The sequence below is a fragment of the Kribbella sp. NBC_00359 genome (assembly GCF_036097425.1).
GTDB lineage: Bacteria > Actinomycetota > Actinomycetes > Propionibacteriales > Kribbellaceae > Kribbella.
The window spans coordinates 8,754,995-8,772,560 of sequence record NZ_CP107975.1; the positions used below are offsets into that span (position 1 = coordinate 8,754,995).

General features: G+C 68.8%; 16 protein-coding genes. 7 read left to right on the forward strand and 9 right to left on the reverse strand.

Annotated elements, in window-relative coordinates; all coding sequences use genetic code 11:
• Positions 1-4: 4 nt before the first annotated feature.
• Positions 5-769 carry an IclR family transcriptional regulator gene (locus OG876_RS42205; RefSeq protein WP_328522357.1) on the forward strand — a complete coding sequence of 255 codons (765 nt, stop codon included), beginning with the start codon at positions 5-7 and terminating at the stop codon, positions 767-769.
• Here OG876_RS42205 and OG876_RS42210 read toward each other — a convergent pair.
• The 7 genes from OG876_RS42210 to lepA form a co-directional block, all read right to left on the reverse strand.
• Complete coding sequence (locus tag OG876_RS42210; protein WP_328522358.1) at positions 748-1,956, reverse strand: MFS transporter; 1,209 nt, start codon at positions 1,954-1,956, stop codon at positions 748-750. The genes OG876_RS42205 and OG876_RS42210 overlap by 22 nt on opposite strands.
• A gap of 24 nt (positions 1,957-1,980) precedes the next feature.
• Entirely contained in the window at positions 1,981-3,228 is a 1,248-nt protein-coding gene (locus tag OG876_RS42215; RefSeq protein ID WP_328522359.1) for an MFS transporter, read from the reverse strand.
• Positions 3,225-3,851 carry an MOSC domain-containing protein gene (locus OG876_RS42220; protein ID WP_328522360.1) on the reverse strand — a complete coding sequence of 209 codons (627 nt, stop codon included), beginning with the start codon at positions 3,849-3,851 and terminating at the stop codon, positions 3,225-3,227. The genes OG876_RS42215 and OG876_RS42220 overlap by 4 nt, the downstream gene beginning before the upstream one ends.
• 42 nt (positions 3,852-3,893) lie before the next feature.
• On the reverse strand, positions 3,894-5,306 hold the full coding sequence (locus OG876_RS42225) for an MFS transporter (protein WP_328522361.1): 1,413 nt from the start codon (positions 5,304-5,306) through the stop codon (positions 3,894-3,896).
• A complete protein-coding gene (locus OG876_RS42230; protein ID WP_328522362.1) occupies positions 5,303-5,884 on the reverse strand; it encodes a TetR/AcrR family transcriptional regulator in 582 nt (193 codons plus the stop codon). Before OG876_RS42230 ends, OG876_RS42225 begins: the two co-directional genes overlap by 4 nt.
• Positions 5,885-5,955: 71 nt before the next feature.
• Entirely contained in the window at positions 5,956-6,867 is a 912-nt protein-coding gene (locus OG876_RS42235) for an aminoglycoside phosphotransferase family protein (protein WP_328522363.1), read from the reverse strand.
• Positions 6,868-8,754 carry a translation elongation factor 4 gene (lepA, locus tag OG876_RS42240; RefSeq protein ID WP_328522364.1) on the reverse strand — a complete coding sequence of 629 codons (1,887 nt, stop codon included), beginning with the start codon at positions 8,752-8,754 and terminating at the stop codon, positions 6,868-6,870.
• Between the two features lie 117 nt (positions 8,755-8,871).
• On the opposite strand from lepA, the gene OG876_RS42245 reads away from it, so the two are divergent.
• The 5 genes from OG876_RS42245 to rpsT all read left to right on the forward strand — a co-directional run bounded on the left by OG876_RS42245 (position 8,872) and on the right by rpsT (position 12,324).
• A complete protein-coding gene (locus tag OG876_RS42245; RefSeq protein WP_328522365.1) occupies positions 8,872-9,771 on the forward strand; it encodes a hypothetical protein in 900 nt (299 codons plus the stop codon).
• A gap of 50 nt (positions 9,772-9,821) precedes the next feature.
• On the forward strand, positions 9,822-10,346 hold the full coding sequence (locus tag OG876_RS42250; RefSeq protein ID WP_328522366.1) for a sigma-70 family RNA polymerase sigma factor: 525 nt from the start codon (positions 9,822-9,824) through the stop codon (positions 10,344-10,346).
• Positions 10,343-11,506, forward strand: a complete 1,164-nt coding sequence (locus tag OG876_RS42255) for a hypothetical protein (RefSeq protein ID WP_328522367.1) — start codon at positions 10,343-10,345, stop codon at positions 11,504-11,506. The genes OG876_RS42250 and OG876_RS42255 overlap by 4 nt, the downstream gene beginning before the upstream one ends.
• Positions 11,507-11,560: 54 nt before the next feature.
• Complete coding sequence (locus OG876_RS42260; protein ID WP_328522368.1) at positions 11,561-11,884, forward strand: hypothetical protein; 324 nt, start codon at positions 11,561-11,563, stop codon at positions 11,882-11,884.
• A gap of 179 nt (positions 11,885-12,063) precedes the next feature.
• Positions 12,064-12,324 (forward strand): 30S ribosomal protein S20, encoded by a 261-nt coding sequence (gene rpsT, locus OG876_RS42265; RefSeq protein WP_328522369.1) that lies wholly within the window; start codon positions 12,064-12,066, stop codon positions 12,322-12,324.
• 289 nt (positions 12,325-12,613) lie between these two features.
• Here the strand turns inward: rpsT and holA are convergent, their stop codons facing one another.
• Positions 12,614-13,612 carry a DNA polymerase III subunit delta gene (gene holA, locus OG876_RS42270; protein ID WP_328522370.1) on the reverse strand — a complete coding sequence of 333 codons (999 nt, stop codon included), beginning with the start codon at positions 13,610-13,612 and terminating at the stop codon, positions 12,614-12,616.
• Positions 13,613-13,699: 87 nt separating this feature from the next.
• Between holA and OG876_RS42275 the strand changes: the two genes are divergently transcribed.
• Positions 13,700-14,317, forward strand: coding sequence for a cysteine hydrolase family protein (locus OG876_RS42275; protein ID WP_328522371.1), 618 nt, complete (start codon positions 13,700-13,702; stop codon positions 14,315-14,317).
• Between the two features lie 161 nt (positions 14,318-14,478).
• Here OG876_RS42275 and OG876_RS42280 read toward each other — a convergent pair whose 3' ends face one another.
• Positions 14,479-16,569 carry a ComEC/Rec2 family competence protein gene (locus OG876_RS42280; RefSeq protein ID WP_328522372.1) on the reverse strand — a complete coding sequence of 697 codons (2,091 nt, stop codon included), beginning with the start codon at positions 16,567-16,569 and terminating at the stop codon, positions 14,479-14,481.
• Positions 16,570-17,566 lie beyond the last annotated feature (997 nt).

Genomic DNA, 17,566 nt, shown 5'->3' on the forward strand with positions numbered 1-17,566 from the left:
CAGGATGACGGACATGAACTCGCCCTCGGCGATCGACAAGACGCTGATGGTGCTGGACGCCGTACTGGAACACTCGCGGTTCACCGACGTGGTCAACGCGACCGGCCTGGCCAAGTCGACGGTGCACCGGATCATGGCGTCGCTGGTGGAGCACGAGTTCGTCGCGCAGGCCGAGGACGGTTCGTACCATCCGGGGCCGAAGGCGCTCCGGCTGGCCGGTCACGCCCTCACCAACGTCGACCTCGCGACCGTCGCCCGCCCGGTCCTCGCCGACTTGGTCGCGCAGACACGTTGCACGGTGCATGTCGGTTTGCTCAACGGTGACGAGGCGATCTACGTCGCGCGGCTCGACGGGCCGAAGCCGTACCGGATGCCGTCCCGGGTGGGTAAGGCGTTCTGGCTGCACTGCACCGGCATCGGCAAGGCACTCCTCGCCGAGAAGGACGATGACGCGCTCGACGCGCACATCACCCGGACCGGCCTGCCTGCCCGCACTCCGCTGACGCACACCACCGGCGCCGCTCTCAAGGCCGACCTCGCGCAGGTCCGCGCCCGCGGCTACGCGCTCGACGACGAGGAGAACGAACCCGGCATCCGCTGCGTGGCCTCGGTCATCCACGACCACACCGGCACCGCGATCGCCGCGGTCAGCATCTCCACGCTGTCGCTCGAGCAGTCGATCGCCCAGGTCGCGCTGATGGCGCCGGCCGCGATCGAGGCAGCCCGCAAGATCTCCGCCGCGCTGGGCTACCGCGAACCCACCAACTGACGCGCTGCGGCCCAGCGCACGACCGGCACGAACAGCACGCCGACCACAGCGAACCACCCGCCGAGAATGATCCAGCCGGCGACGCCCAGACCGAGTGGGAGCAGTGCCATCACGGTCGGCGCCAGCATCGAACTCACTGACGTGCTGGTGTTCCACACCCCTTGGTACTGACCTTGCGCATGCTCTGCAGCCAGGTCGAAGCCCAGCAGGAACGAGCCGGACGATTGCAGCAACTCACCCGCTGTCTGAACCAGTGCAGCGATTGCCAGGACCGCGATCGCAACCGCAGCATCGCCACCGGACGCCGTGGCGAACAGCACCATTGATGCCAGCAGCAACAATCCGGCGGCCCTGGTCGCGCGGGCCGCGGTGACGGTGTCGACGATCCCGCGCGAGGCCCGGACCTGGAGTACGGCGACGCCGGCCGCGTTCACGATCAGCGGGAGCGCGGCGGCCCAGTGGGGCGCGTCGGTGTGGTCGACCACCCAGAGCGGGATCGCGACGTCGATCACCGAATAGTGGATCGAGATCCCGGCATTCAGCGCCGACACCGCGAGATACCCACGATCCTGTAGCGCAACCCAGACCGGACCGTCCACGCGAGGCTGGGGCGCTACCCGGGGAACGGCCAGTACGACCAACGCCGAGATCAGGCCGAGTACGACGTACACGCAGAACATCAGCCGGTACGACGTCGCCGTACCGAAGGACAACGCGATCGCGCCGAGCCCGGCGCCTGCGGTGACGCCGATGTTGGTCATCGAGCGCAGATACGCCCGCGCGGCAACCCGCTCGGCCGAACCCTGGGTGAGCCCGGCGATGAGGGCGAAGCGGACGGCGTTGGACCCGCGGTCGAGGATCGCGATGACGCTCGCGACGGCGAGGAGCTGCCAGAACGTGCCGATGACCAGGTAAAGCAAGGCAAGCATCGACAGCAGCAGACTGAGCACGACGAACAACGTCCGCGGACCACGCCGATCGGCCAGGTGGCCGAACGGGATGCTCGCGAGCAGGCCGAACAGTCCGGCGACGGTGAGGCCCAGACCGACCTCGGCGATCGACAGGCCGATGATGCGGTTGAAGTACAGCACGCTGATCGTCATCAGCAGGCCGTTGCCGACCCGGCTGAGCAGCGTCGCCAGGGCCAGCGGGCGCAGCGGTCCCGGCGGCGGGAGCAGTTTCCTCACCGCTCCATGGTGAGCTATGTGCGACTAAGTCGCAACAAGCAATTGTTCGCGGCGAGCGGCGGCCCAGCGGACGACCGGGACGAACAGGACGCCGATCAGGGCGAACCAGACGCCCAGGATGATCCAGCCCGGGACGCCGAGGCCGAGCGGGAGCAGGGCCAGGACGGTCGGGGCGAGCATCGTGCTGATGGACATGCTGGTGTTCCAGACGCCCTGGTACTGCCCCTGCGCGTGCTCGGCGGCGAGGTCAAAGCTGAGCAGGAACGAGCCGGACGACTGCAGGAGCTCGCCGATCACCTGGACCAGCGCGCCGAGGGCGAGCAGGCCGACCGCGATCGCGGCGTTGCCCCAGGAGGCGCCGGCGAAGAGCACCATCGATGCCAGGAGCAACAATCCGGCGGTGCGAGTGGCCCGTGCGGCGGCGGGCGGGTCGGAGATCCCCCGCGAGGACCGCACCTGGAAGAGCGCCACCACGACGGTGTTGATGATCAGCGTCAGCGCGACCGTCCAGCGGGGCGCGTCGGTGTGGTCGACCACCCAGAGCGGGATCGCGACGTCGAACACGGCGTAGTGGATCGACATCCCGGCGTTGAGCGCTGCCACTGCGAGGTACCCGCGGTCGCGCAGGGCGACCCAGACCGGTCCGTCGTCGCCACGCGGATGCGGCGCCACCCGTGGCACCGCCAGGATCACGAACGCCGCGATGGCACTGAGTACTGCGTCGAGCACGAACATCAGGCGGTACGCCGTACCCGTGTCGAAGTGCAGCGCGAAGGCACCGATTCCGGCGCCGGCCATGATGCCGATGTTGGTCACGGCACGCAGATAGGCGCGGGCCGCGACTCGGTCGGCTCCCTGCGTGACGGCAGCGATCAGCGCGGCGCGGACGGCGCCGGCTCCGCGGTCGATCACGGTAAGCACCACGGAGACGAGCAGGAACTGCCAGAAGGTGTGCACCAGCAGGTAGAGCAGCGACACCGCACAGAGAATCAGGCTGAGTAAGACGAACAGCGTGCGAGGGCCACGGCGATCGGCCAGATGCCCCAAAGGCACCGCCGACAACAGCCCGAACAACCCCGCAACGGTCAGCCCGAGTCCGACCTGAGCAATCGACAGTCCGACGATCCGGTTGAAATACAACACGCTGACCGTCATCAACAACCCGTTGCCCACCCGACTGAGCAACGTCGCCAACGCCATCGGCCGCAGCGGCCCAGGGGCGGGCAACAGTCCCCTGGCGGCCGTCTGTTGCCCGTCTGCCGGCGCGCTCACGCGCGCGCCGCGGCGCGGTGGGCGGTGGTTCGGAGTTCGTCCATCAGGTCGACGCCTGAGTCGAGCATGCCTTGCATCTTCGCTGGATCCTGGGCGCCGAACATCTCGCCGATCGTCACTTCGTGATCCGGCCGGCTCAGCACCTCGATCGGATCGCCGGCGCCGATAGTCCCAGTCCGGAGCACCTTCAGATAGGCACCCGGGCAACCGGCCTGATGGAAGCGTTTCACCCAGTGCGGCACCTGCATCCGGTGCTGGAACGTGATGCACGGGATCCGCGGCGCCCGGACCATCACCTCGACGTCGTCGCCGATCCGCCACACCTCACCGAGCAGCGCGCCGGTGATGTCGAGTCCCTCGGTGCGCAGGTTCTCCCCGAACAGGCCGGTCGGGATCTCCCGGCCCAGTTGCGCGGCCCACCAGTTCGCGTCCTCCTCGGCGTACGCGTAGATCGCGAGGTCGGGACCACCGTGGTTCTTGGTGTCGCACACCCGGTCGCCGGCCAGCCCGAGCTCACCGACCTGCACGCGTCCCGGCTGCGGTCGCTTGTCGATGGCCGTGAAGCCGGTCTCCTTCGGACCCGGGATCAGCTTCTCCACCACATTGACCGTCAGCAACCGCATACCCCGCATCCTCCCTCCCGGTGTGCCACCGGTTCCACCGATTTACCGGCGCTGCGCCGGGAGAGCGGCGATGACGAGCAGGGTGGCGGCGGTGGTGGCCGCGCCGGCCCAGGCTGCGGTGGTGTAGCCGGCCTCGTGTGGGAACACGTCGGTGGTGTACGCCGCGAGGATGAACCCACCGAGCGCGCTGCCGATCGAGAACCCGACGCTGCGCACGACCTGGTTGACGCTCATCGCACTCGCGGTCTCGGCCGCCGGGGTCGCGGCCAGGATGACGGACGGCATCGCGGCGGAGAACGCGCCGACGCCGACCCCGAGGATGCTGATCGCGATCACCGGTTCGGCCAGGTGGTCACGGGCGAGCGCGAAGAGGACGAAGGCGATCAGTACGACGGTCGTGCTTGCCGCAAGCAACGTACGCGCACCGAACCTGCTCTTCAAACCGGGCATGAGCCGCCCCGCAACGAACCCCAGTAGCGAGAACGGCACGAGCACGAGACCGGCCTCGAACGTGTTCAGCCCGAACCCGTACCCGGCCACGGCAGGTGTCTGGACGTAGCGCGTGATCAAGCTGAGCAGGAGATACATGCCGACACCGCCGGTGAGCATGACGAGGTTGGCGGCGGCAACGGCCGGGTGGCGCAGGAGCCGGATGTCGACGAGCGGCTTGTCGGTGCGGGCTTCGACGATCGTCCAGGCGGCGAGCACCAGCAATGAGACGACAAGGATCAGCACGGCGAGGACGGTGTGCTCTTGCCAGAGGCCGACCTGGCTGATCACGAGGAGCAGGGCGAGCAGACCGATGGTGAGCAGCATCGCCCCGCGCAGATCGACGCGGCTGGCCGGTCGCGCCGGCGCCTGCGGAATCACAGCGACGGCTGCGACCAGGGCAGCGGCAGTCGCGACCAGTCCCAGGCCGTACGCCGCGCGGATGCCCGCGAGATCCGTCAGCCACCCAGCCAGCGGATATCCGATCCCGATGCCGGCGGTGGAAGCGACGGACAGAAACGCAATCGTACTGACCGAGCGCCGCTCGTCGAGGTGGTCCCGGGCGATCGCCATCATCAGCGAGACCAACCCGAGCCCCGCACCCTGAGCAGCACGCCCGACCAGCAGCACGGCGAACGGCAGCGGGAGCACTGTCAGCAGGCTGCCCGCCACGACGATGCCCAGCGTCACCAGTACGACGCTCCGCCGCCGGGGTCCGGAGCCGAGCCGTCCTAGCACCGGCGTTGTCACCGCACCCGACAGCAACGCGATCGTCAGCGTCCACTGGGCTGCGGCCAGCGACACGTTGTAGTGCTGCGCGACCGCCGTGATCAACGGTGTACCAAGACTGCCCACCACGGCGACGAGCAGCCCGAGAGACACGATCACGCCAACCAGAGCACGGTCCGAGCTGGGTCTGCCGGTCGTCGTGGACATGACGTGATCGCGGGACGGCAGGTCGTTCATCGGTTGGTCTCGCTGCTGATGTGTGTGAACAGGCCCGGCCGGATCCGGGTCCGCGCCTGCTCGGCCCAGGGCTCGTCGACCGCGGGCAGGTCGAGGGCGGCGTTGGTGTTGAGGAGCATGCCGAACGCCAGGAACGCCTTCACCGTGACCGGATCCAGGCCGGCGGTGTCGGCGACGGCCTGCCACAGGCGGCCGAAGCTGGCGCGGACGGCGTCGCGGACTTCCCCGTCACCGGCGGCCGCGGCGGCGGTGCCCTGCAACTGGAGCAGCAGCGTGGTGCGGTCGGCGAGCATCTCGTTGTACTCGCGGCCCATTGCGGTCAGCGCATCGATCCCGGTCGCACCGCCCGCGGCGGCCAGCATCGCCAGCGTCATGCGCCCGAACGCGGCGTCCACACACTCCAGGAACAACTGCTTCTTCGTGCCGAACAACCGGAACACATAGGCCTGGGTGATGCCCGCTCGACGGGCGATCGTCTCGGTCGACGCGCCGTACAACCCGGCGGCGGCGAACTCGTCCTCGGCCAGCGCGAGGATCTGCTCGCGGCGCTCCTGCCCACTCATCCGTGTCGGCGACATGGCCCGAAGTTAGTAGGTAGTAACTACTTACTTCAAGCGACTGTCTGCTACGTCACGCGGCGCGGGCGCGCTCAGTCCTGGATGGCCTTGACGATCGCGATGTTGCGGGTGAGCCAGTCCTGCGGAAGGGATTCGTCGCCGCCGGCGTCCTCGAGCGTCCACAGCACGTTGAGCATCTGGCGGACGATCACCCAGTCGCGGGCCCAGTCCTCGTCCAGACCGGCCGCGTCGATCGCGGTGTAGAACCGCTGCCGGACCGCGAACCGAAGGTCGCCGGAGGCAACGACCTCGTCCCACCGGTTCCAGATCAGCGGCGCGACCTCGAAGTGCGGGTCGCCGGAGAGCGGCTTGGGGTCGATCACCAGCCAGGGTTCGCGGTCGGCGGCCAGCATGTTCTCGTAGTGCAGGTCGGTGTGGATCAGCCGGCCATCGGTGGCCGGGTCCGCCACGAAGTCCTCGGACAGCGAGATCGCCTGCTCGACGTACCGATGCGGGACCGGCGCCGACGCGGGCAACTGCCGGAGGCGTTCCAGCCAGCGCGTCAGCTCACCCGACAACGTCCGGTACTGCGGCCCCGCGGGGACATGAAGTCGCTTGTAGGTGCTGCCAACGATCTCGCACGCGTCGAGAGCGTCGACCGTGGTGAGGTCGCGCGGCTCCAACCGCTCGAGCAGCAAGGCGAACCGACGCGGGTCCGCCCGCAGCAACAGCACCGCGCCGTTCCCGCCCCAGTCCCGGAGCGCGAGATGCTCGGTCTCGGCCTCCCAGTGCGGGAACTGCACCTTGAGTACGGCGCTCTGCCCGCCGGCCGTCGTCACCGGCACGACCAGCGCGCAGTTGCCGTAGAACGCCGTACCGTCGACCCGGAGATCCCACTCGTCGAGCAGTTCCCGCGTCAGCTTCGGCAACCGGTCGAGCCAGGCGGCCCAGTCCGGACCGCGTGAGCCGACGACCAGCAGGCCTTCCGGAATGTCGACGGGCACCTACTTCTTGGCCTTCTCCCCGGTGTCCGTGGTGCGGAGCGCGGCGATGAAGGCCTCCTGCGGGACCTCGACGCGGCCGACCATCTTCATCCGCTTCTTGCCTTCCTTCTGCTTCTCCAGCAGCTTGCGCTTCCGCGTGATGTCACCGCCGTAGCACTTGGCCAGCACGTCCTTGCGCATGGCGCGGATCGATTCGCGGGCGATGATCCGGGACCCGATCGCGGCCTGGATCGGCACCTCGAACTGCTGCCTGGGGATCAGTTCCTTGAGCTTGCCGGCCAGCGCGACGCCGTACGAGTAGGCGTTGTCGCGGTGCACGATCGCCGAGAACGCGTCCACCGTCTCGCCCTGCAACAGGATGTCGACCTTGACCAGCGCCGCGGCCTGCTCACCGGTCGGCTCGTAGTCCAGCGACGCGTAACCCTTGGTCTTGGACTTCAGCTGGTCGAAGAAGTCGAAGACGATCTCGGCCAGCGGCAGCGTGTAGCGGAGCTCGACCCGGTCCTCGGACAGGTAGTCCATCCCCTGCAGGTTGCCCCGCTTGGTCTGGCACAGCTCCATGATCACGCCGATGAAGTCCTTCGGGCTGAGGATCGTCGCCTTCACCACCGGCTCGTAGATGTCGGCGATCTTGCCTTCGGGGAACTCGCTCGGGTTGGTGACGACGAACTCCTTGCCGTCCTCCATCTCGACCCGGTAGACCACGTTCGGCGCGGTCGAGATCAGGTCCAGGTCGAACTCGCGCTCGAGCCGCTCCCGGACGATCTCCATGTGCAGCAGCCCGAGGAACCCGCAGCGGAACCCGAACCCGAGCGCACCCGAGGTCTCCGGCTCGTACTGCAGGGCCGCGTCGTTCAGCTGCAGCCGCTCCAGTGCGTCGCGCAGCGTCGGGTAGTCGTCACCGTCGATCGGGAACAGGCCGGAGTACACCATCGGCTGGGGGTGCTTGTAGCCGCCGAGCGCCTCGGTCGCACCGTGGACGGCCGCCGTGACGGTGTCACCGACCCGGGACTGGCGGACGTCCTTCACGCCGGTGATCAGGTAGCCGACCTCGCCGACGCCGATACTCGGGGACTTCATCGGCTCGGGCGAGATGACGCCGACCTCGAGCATCTCGTGCACCGCGCCGGTCGACATCATCTTGATCCGGTCGCGGTGGGTCAGCTCGCCGTCGACCACCCGGACGTAGGTGACCACGCCGCGGTACGTGTCGTAGACGGAGTCGAAGATCAGCGCCCGCGGCGGTGCGTCCTTGACGCCCTTCGGCGGGTCGACCTGGGCGACGATCTCGCTCAGCAGCTCCTCGACGCCCTCGCCGGTCTTGGCCGACACCCGCAGTACGTCGGAGGGGTCGCAGCCGATGATGTGGGCCAGCTCCGCGGCGTACTTCTCCGGCTGCGCGCTGGGCAGGTCGATCTTGTTCAGCACCGGGATGATGTGCAGGTCTGCGTTCAGCGCGAGGTAGAGGTTCGCCAACGTCTGCGCCTCGATGCCCTGCGCCGCGTCGACCAGCAGCACCGCGCCCTCACACGCCTCGAGCGACCGCGACACCTCGTACGTGAAGTCGACGTGCCCGGGTGTGTCGATCATGTTCAGGATGTACGTCGTACCGTCCGGGGCGAGCAGGCCGCCCGGGGAGTCCGGGCCGGGCGCGAACGGGAGCCGGACCGCCTGCGACTTGATCGTGATGCCGCGTTCCCGCTCGATGTCCATCCGGTCCAGGTACTGGGCCCGCATCTGACGGCCTTCGACGACCCCGGTGATCTGCAGCATCCGGTCGGCCAGCGTCGATTTGCCGTGGTCGATGTGGGCGATGATGCAGAAGTTCCGGATCAGCGACGGGTCGGTGCGACCCGGCTGCGGCACGGTCGTGGGGCCTACGGGCACGGAGGGGATCCAGTTCGTCTCGGGTATTGCAGGTCAACTGGTCAATCATCCCATGCGGGACCAGCGGATTTGAAAATGCCGAGCGGCTGAGGCGCTCGGGCCCTACCGTTCGGGGGCATGGCGCACGCTGCTGGGGTCCGGTTGCCCTTCGAGGAGGTGCCCGCCGCAGTGCGGGCCTGGGTGGAGCGTGCGCTCGGGTCCGTGGTGGTCTCCGCCGCGACCCAGCAGGGCGGCTTCTCCCCCGGCGTCGCCGCCCGCCTGGTGACCGCCTCCGGCCGCCGCGCATTCGTCAAGGCCGTCGGTCCGTCGCTCAACCCGAAGACCCCGTCGTTGTTCCGCCAGGAGATCACCGCCGTCCAGGCCATCGGCCCGTTGCCGAGTGCCCCCGCGCTGTACGACGTGTACGACGACGGCGACTGGGTTGGCCTGCTCTTCGAGGACATCGAAGGCCGGCTGCCCGCGCACCCGTGGGAGCAGGCCGACGCCGACCGGGTGCTGGACGCAGTGGCCGAGCTGACCGAGGCTCTGGACCCGTCTCCGTGGCCGGACGCTCCGGTGGCGGTGGTGCGGAGTGCGGAGTTCTTGAGCCGGTGGGACAACGTGCTGGCTGACGGTCTCGACGTACCGGCCTGGTTCGACGGGCGGGTCGAGGAGTTGGCCGAGCTGGCCCGGGACGCGCTGCGGGTGATGGCCGAGGGGAAGGCGCTGGCGCACTGGGACCTGCGGGCCGACAACATCATCCTGACCGACGATCGAGTCGTATTCATTGACTGGGCCCACCCGGCACTCGCACCCCGCTGGGCCGACACAGTGATCCTGCAGGCAGACATGCGTGAATCAGTCAGTCTGCCCGTGCTGCCGAACGATGTCGCCATCACTGGGTTTCTGGCTGCCATCGCGGCCGGGCTGTGGTGGGGAGCGTTCCAGCCGCCGCCGCCCGGGTTGCCGACCATCCGTGCCTGGCAGCGTCGGCACGCGCTCATCCACCTCGACTGGGTCCGCGAGCGGCTGGCTTGACGCAGCGTTTCGGGGAGCTGTGCGTCTTTGGGGGTGTGACGAATCCAATCGTGAGCATCAGAGATCCGCTCCGATCTCTGGCGCATGACGAGGCGCGAGACGCAGTGTCGGAGCTCTACCGCCGGCACTGGGTTGGGCTGGTCCGCCTGGCCGTGCTGGTGGTGGACGACCGGCAGGCAGCGGAGGACGCCGTACAGGAGACTTTTGCCGACCTGTACCGGCATTGGCCGCTGCGGGACAACGACAAGGCGTTGGGGTGGCTGCGCACGACGCTGGTGAACCGCTGCCGCTCTCTACTGCGGCGTCGTCGGACGGCACGGCTCTACACGCCACCGCACGAGGAACCGAACGCATCAGCCGAGAGCAGCGCCATGCTCGGAGAAGACCGGCTGCAGGTCCGGCAGGCGCTCCAAGCCCTGCCCAGGCGCATGCGAGAGGTCCTGGTTCTGCGCTACTACCTCGACCTCCCCTTCGCCGAGATCGCAGAGACGCTCGGAATCAGCCAATCCAGCGCTCGCTCCACCTCGTCGCGCGGAATCGCGATCCTGACCGAGAAGCTCAAGGAGCTCCGATGACCGACACCGAAACCCGCCTCCGCGACTACCTACACGCCAAGGCCGGCACCGTGCCGGCCTCCACCCACGGCCCCGGCCTGGAGCTGGCCACGGCCGGCACCTCCACCCGCCGTGGTTGGGTACCGATAGCCCTCGCCGCAGCCGGCATCGCCGCCGTCCTGACCCTGGCTGTACCTTTCCTGCACGGCCTGGCCAAGCCGGACCAGCCGTCCGTAGCCGCCCACCCGACCCCAGGCCCGCTCCCGACCGGGGCGCCCCGGATCCCGTACACGATCACCGACCCGAGCAGCAACCCGGACAACCCGCTCGACACCTGGTGGTCCGTCCTCCACGACGGCGGCAAGACCGTCAAGAACCCGGGTCTGAAGGGCAACGTCGTCGCACGGACCGATGGCGGCTGGCTCGCCGACACCGGCTACCCCGATCCGGACAAGTCCCAGATCGTCGTCGTCTCGCCGAGCGGCCAGGTCCGGCCGATCGGACCGCTCGGGGCCGACGGCCCACGGGTCTCACCCGACGGCCGGCAGATCGCCGTCGCGGACTCGAAGTACGGCAGGACGGACAATCGAGTGGTCGTCGTCGACATCAGGACCGGCAAGGAGGTGACGAGCCTCACCGTCAAGACTCCCAACCTCGAGCTCCTCGGCTGGAACAAGGACGGCATCTGGATGCACGAGCACGCTCCGAACGCTGTGCCGGTGAAGGTATGGCAGCCCGGATCGAAGGACCTCCGGACAGTCGGGACATTCAACGACCAGATCGAGGTGACGCGCACCAGCGGCACAGTCCTGAAGACGAGCTACAGGAGCGACGGCACGTCCTGCGTCACAGCCGCCGCGCTGGGAGACAAGGAGCTCGATGTGAAGCGTGAGTACTGCTTCAAAGCCCCGGTGGCCGCGCCGTACTTGTCGCTGTCACCGGACGGAGCGACGATGACCATCAGCAACATCGGGGTCGCCGTCGACATCGCTACCGGCAAGGTCACCAAGATGCGGCTGCCGGCCAAATCGACGTGGCGGGATCGCGCGCTTTTCGAGGACCCGGCCACCATCATCGTGCCCGGCCTGGACACGCTCTCCCGGTGCGCCGTCGCGACCGGCGAGTGCAAGCAGGTCGCGGTCGCCAAGTCCAGCGGGACGATCCAGCTGGTACGGCCCTGATCCACGGACGTCGGCTCAGCACGCTGGTTGCGTGCTGAGCCGATGTTGCGTTAAGTGTCGACCCGCACGATGGTGGAGCCGGAGCCGTCCGCTCCGGCGGGGGTCGTCGGGCACAACCGGATTGGTGCGGTGCGCTGGTTCACGTTCGGCCGGGTGGTCGGCGCGGACCCCGGCCGCCGGTTCGCCTTCTCGATCCACTTCGGCCCCATCCCGATCTCCCTCTGGGCCTACGACTTCACCGCGACCGCCACCGGCTGCGAGGTCACCGAATCCTGGACCGACCACCGCCCGGCCACCCTCCGCCTCCCCTTCCGCCCCTTCTTCGGCAACCGCACCCCCGCAACGCGCACGGCATCCACACCACCCTCACCCGCCTGAAATCCACCGCCGAAGCCGCCGCGACCGCCTGAGCCCCGCGAGAGCTCGCGAGAGCTGAGTTTGGAGGAGGCGGGGGCTTGTTGGTAATCTGTCTCTTCGCGCACCCACGGGTGGTGTACAGCCGTGCGCGCGACACCTTCCTGTAATGACCGCAAACTCCTGATCGAGGCTCTGCTCACGTGGCGAACATCAAGTCCCAGATCAAGCGCAACCGCCAGAACGAGGCTGCGCGGCTTCGCAACAAGTCGGTGAAGTCGACCCTGAAGACGGCTGTTCGCCGCTTCCACGAGGCCGTCGACGCCGGCGAGGCCGACAAGGCGCAGGACACCGCTCGCAAGGCCGGCCGCTTGCTCGACAAGGCCGTCAGCAAGGGCGTCATCCACGCGAACCAGGCCGCCAACCGCAAGTCGGCCATCTTCAAGAAGGCCGCTTCTCTCTGAAGCAGCCCGCCAACGATCGGCCCGTCCCCGCGACCGGCCGATCGTTTTTGCGTACCTGAACACAGCCGACGCACCTACACAGCCGGCCAGCTACCACCGCGGGACAACGCCGGCGGACAGGTACTGCCGCGCGACAACTCCGGACACCAGCTACCACCGCGCGACTACTCGGGCCGACTGGTGCTGCCGCGCGACAACTGCCGGACACCAGCTGCGTCGGCCGACTTGCCCAGGCTTGCCCCGTCGGCATCATGCTCCCCGCCGTACATGACGCCCGTCCGCCTAGGCGTCAGCGGCGGCCGTGAGCTCGGCTTACGGTGAGGACCATGCGCTCGAGGGCGTAACCGGCGTCGCCTGAGGCGCCTTTCACGTCGGCGTCGGCCTGGGCCACCGCCTTGATCGCGGTCGCCAAACCTCCCGGGGTCCAGCCGCGGGACTGTTGCTTGAGCTGCTTCAGCTTCCACGGCGGTACGCCGACCTCCCGCGCCAGATCCGCCTCCCGCAGACCGCCGGGCGCACTCGCGAACTTCGCCAGCCCGCGCAGCCCACCCGCCATCGCACTAGTGACCAACACCGGCGCGACCCCGCAGTCCAGCGCCCACCGCAACTGCTCCAGCGCCGGCTCGGTCCGCCCCGCGATCGCCGCATCCGCGACCGCGAAGCTCGTCACCTCCGCACGACCGCCGAAGTACTGCCCGATCAACTCAGCGGTGACTGCCTGGCCACCGGCGTCCGACACCAACTGCGAACATGCCCCAGCCAACGCCCGCAGATCGTGCCCGACCGCGTCAACCAGCGCCGTCGCCGCCCGCTCGTCCAAGGTCCCGCCGTGCAACCGGATCTCACCCGCCACGAATTGCGGCAACTCCCACGCCTTCGGCGCCGTCGCAACGACTTCGTTGACCGATGCCTTCCGCAACTTGTCGAGGACGGCCTTGCCCTTCTGGCCGCCCGAGTGCACCAGCACGACGAGTACATCGTCCGACGTGGCACCGGCGTACTCGATCAGATGCGGCACCATCTCGCTCGGCAGATTCTCCAGCGCGCGCAGCACCATGACTCGCTCGGTGGCGAACAGCGACGGCCCGGTGAGCTCCGCGAACACCCCGACATCCAACGTGGACGCGTCGACGTCGGTCACCTCGATCGCGTCATCGCCGTTCGACGCCGCGCCTTTGGAGACTGCCGCGATCGCGGAACGCACCGCGCGATCCGCCAGGAACGCCTCGGCACCGGTCACCAGCAACACATCGCCCAGCTTCGGCGCAGAACCCCTACGAGCAGCCACCCCGTCAGCATCCCATGCCCCACCGACAACCCCCGCTCCGGGGAAACTCTGTGGAACCGTCGTCCCTCAACCAGTGAGGATGGTGGCATGAGTCACGCTGAGCGAGACAGTCTACGGTCGCCTGTACGGCGAGACGTCAGCGGGAGCGCGGTCACTCCTGTCGACGCGCTGATCGTCGTGGACATGCAATCCGCCTTCGTCTCGGGTGAGAACGCCGTACCCGACGCTCCTCGTCTTCTCGACCGCACGACCCAGCTGCTCGACCGTGCACGGGAGGCCAGCGCGGTCGTCGTACACCTCCAGAACGACGGCCCACCCGGCGCCGACGACGAGCCCGACACCCCTGGCTGGGAGCTGTACCTCGCCGTCAAACCCGGCCCCCGCGAGCACGTGATCCGCAAACCCCGCGACGACGGCTTCGACGCCACCTCACTCGGCCAGATCCTGATCGCCGCCGGCGTCCGCTCGGTTGCCATCTGCGGCGTCATGTCCGAGATGTGCGTCCACGCAACCGCCCGCACCGCCCTCGCCCGCGGCTACCGCCTCATCCTGCCGTACGACGCACACGGCACCTACAACATCCCGGCCGTCCCGGGCGTCAGTGAGGAGATCCCCGCCCACATCGTCTCCCGAGTCGCCGCCTGGTCCCTCGGCAACCAACCCGAGAACACCATCCCCACCACCGCCGTCACCTTCACCTCCTAAGCCCCTACGGGTCGTCGCCCCTGGTGACGAGACCAGACCGAAAGGCCATCCCCACCGCCGCGGTCACCTTCACCTCCCAGGCGCGGACGGCTCGTCGCCCGTGGTGATGAGACCAGACCGAACACCATCCCAGCCGCCGCGGGCACCTTCACCTGCTAGGTCTACGGGTCGTGGCCTGTGGTGGTGAGGGTCAGGTGGTTGTCGGGGTTGGTGACGGTCAGGGTTCCGGTGGTGTTGGTGGTGGCGGTTCGGGTGGATTGGTGGGACAGAAGGGTGAGGGTCCTGGGCGCGGGATGGCCGTAGTCGTTGTTGCGGCCGGCAGAGATGAGGGCCAGGCGGGCGTTGGTTGCCGCGATGAAGGTGGGGTCTTGCTGGGCCGAGCCGTGGTGCGGGACTTTGAGGACGTCGGCATGCAGGTCGTCGCCGGTGGCGAGGATTGCTCGTTGGGATTCGGGTTCGAGGTCGCCGGTGAGGAGTATTCGGAGGCCGGACAGTTCGACCATCATGGCGATGCTGGCGTTGTTCTCCGGGGAACCTTCGTCGGTCGACGTCGCGGAGGACGTGCCGGGCGGCGGCAGTGCCGGGACGCGCGCGGGCCAAAGGGTCGTCCAACTGATCTGACCGACGACGCGTCTCTCGTGGTAGGTCACCGTGCGCAGGCTGATGCCGTGATGCGACGCGAGGTCGACGACACGGTCGTACTCCGCGCGCGGCGAGAAGTACGGCGTCACCTCGATCTCGTCGACACGCCGATCCTTCAGTGCTCCGGCCAGCCCACCGACATGATCCGCGTGGAAGTGACTCAGCACGAGAACCGGGATGTGCTCGACCCCGAGATCACGCAGGCACCGATCCATCGCGGCCGGATCCGGGCCCGTGTCGACGACAACCGCCGTACGCTCACCTGCTCGCAGTATCAAGCCATCTCCCTGACCCACGTCGCACATCACGAAGAGCCAGTCGTCCGGCGGCCAGCCCAGTGAACCGACTGGACGCAGTGCGACGACTGCGAGGACGACCACCGCTAGGACCATGGCGATCGGGCGGGCCAGGATGCGGTGCAGTCCGAGTACGAGCGCGAGACAGAGCAGGGTCAGCACGGCGACGCCGATCGCAGTGGCCGGCCAGGCGTTCGCGGCGCCCGGGAGGTCGGCGCCTTCGCGAGCAACGAGGATGATCCACCGCGCCGGCCAACCCGCTGCCCAGCCGACGAGTCGAGCTACCTCCGTGCTCACGAGCGCGACGCCTGCCGCGGCGAACCCGAGAATGGTCGCCGGACCGACGGCGGGACCGGCCAGCAGATTGGCAGCGACCGCGACCATCGACACCTGACCCGAGAGCCACGCGACGACCGGCGTACACGCGAGTTGTGCGGCGAGCGGGCATGAGATCGCCTCAGCCAACCACCTCGGCAACCACTTGGCCAACGCGTCGCGCCAACCAGGACCGAGCAACACGATCCCCGCCGTCGCGAGCACCGACAGCGCGAACCCTGCGGATCGCGCGAGCGATGTGTCGAGGAGAAGCAGGACGATGACTGCGACCGACAGACTGCGTACGGCGCGCCGCCGCGCTCCACCACTCGTCATCGCGGCCAACGCGATCAGCCCCATCGCGGCCGCCCTGAGCACACTGGGCTGCGGCCTGGCGAGGATCACGAACACGACGACCGTCATCACACCGATCACGGTCAGCCCGCGAGCGCGTACTCCGATCAGTCGCGAGCACGGGAGGATGAACGCCAGCAGCAAGGTCAGATTGGTGCCCGATACCGCCGACAAGTGCGTGAGTCCGGTCGTCTGGAAGTCCTCTGTCAGGTCGGCGGCCAGGCCGGACAAGTCGCCCATCACGAGCGCCGGCACGAGTCCGCGTACGTCGTCCGGTTGGCCGGCGACGGACTCACGGAGGCCGGCGCGGACCTTCTCCGCCGCGCGTAACCACCAGGGCGGCTCGTCGACGATCCGTGGTGGTGAACGGACCGAGAGCATGGCAGCGACGTCCGAGCCGGCCTCGACCGCCTCGAGGCGACCATTGGCGTCGACATGTTGGCCATACCTGACCCGTTGCCACTGCGTCGTACCGATCACGAACACCGGCGTACGCACTCGGGTCACACTCCCCCGCGCTCGCACCTCCACGATCGTTGCCTTCAGCACCACATACGGCGGCCGCCGGCCACCCGGACTCTGCCGGACCGACGGATCCCCCTCCACCTTCAGCCGCACCCCCACCGTCGCGCTGTCAGCCGCCAACCCCCGCACCGGCCCAGCCCGAAGACTCGCCACCTGCAGACCAGCCGCAACCCCCATCCCCGCAACAACAACCAGCACCCCCACCACCGCCCACCCCATGCGCGCCCACACCACACCGCCAACCCGCGCCAGCACGCCTACCCGCGCCCCTCCGCCTACCCCTGCCGGTCCGCTAACCGGCACCGCTCCGCCAACCTGCGCAACTCCGCCATAGGGCACTGCTCCGCCATCCCGCTCCAGTCCCTCAGCCCGCGACGGTCCGCCGGCCCGCACCGGTTCATCAGCCCACGCCGCGCCGCCAGCCCGTCCGTGCCATAGCTGACCCAGGCGGTGCCGCGACAGTCGGCGCGAGGAGACGTGGTTGGTGGGATCTGGTTTGTGGAGGATCAGCCCGAGTGCGCAGGCGACAATTAGTGCGACGGTGGCCGTTATGAGGCCGGCAAGCGGGCGCTGTCCGACGAGCAGAACCGCCGCGAGCCAGCCCGCGCCGGCCGGCACCAACAACCGCGCGTCAAGCGGCTCACCACCCCCCGCCTGAGCGGGCGCATCATCGCTCTCCTGCACGGCAGGCCGATCACCGCTGGCCTGCGAGGCGGCTTGGTCGTAGGGCTCCGCCGAGGCCGCCGACTCTCCAGGGCCCGGTGCGGCGGGCGACTCAGCTTTCTCCGGCGAGGCATGCGGACCACGGACCTCCGCCGAGGTAGGCGACACACCAGGCTCCGGTGCAGCAGGCGGGTCACCGGCCTTCGGCGAGGCAGGCGACTCACTGGCTTGCTCGGTGGCGGGGCGCTCAGCGTCGAGTGGATCGGCGGGATGGTCGTCGGCGGCGAGCCCGTCGGGGAGGGAGTCTGCGGCGTGCCCGTCGGCGTGGGGATCGGCATGATGCCCGTTGGCGAGAGGGTCGGCGGTGGATGGCTCGGTCTGGGGATTAGCAGGGCGCCCGGTGGCGAGCGGGACGGAGGGGCGGCCGTTGGCGAGAGGGGCGGCGGTGGAGGGC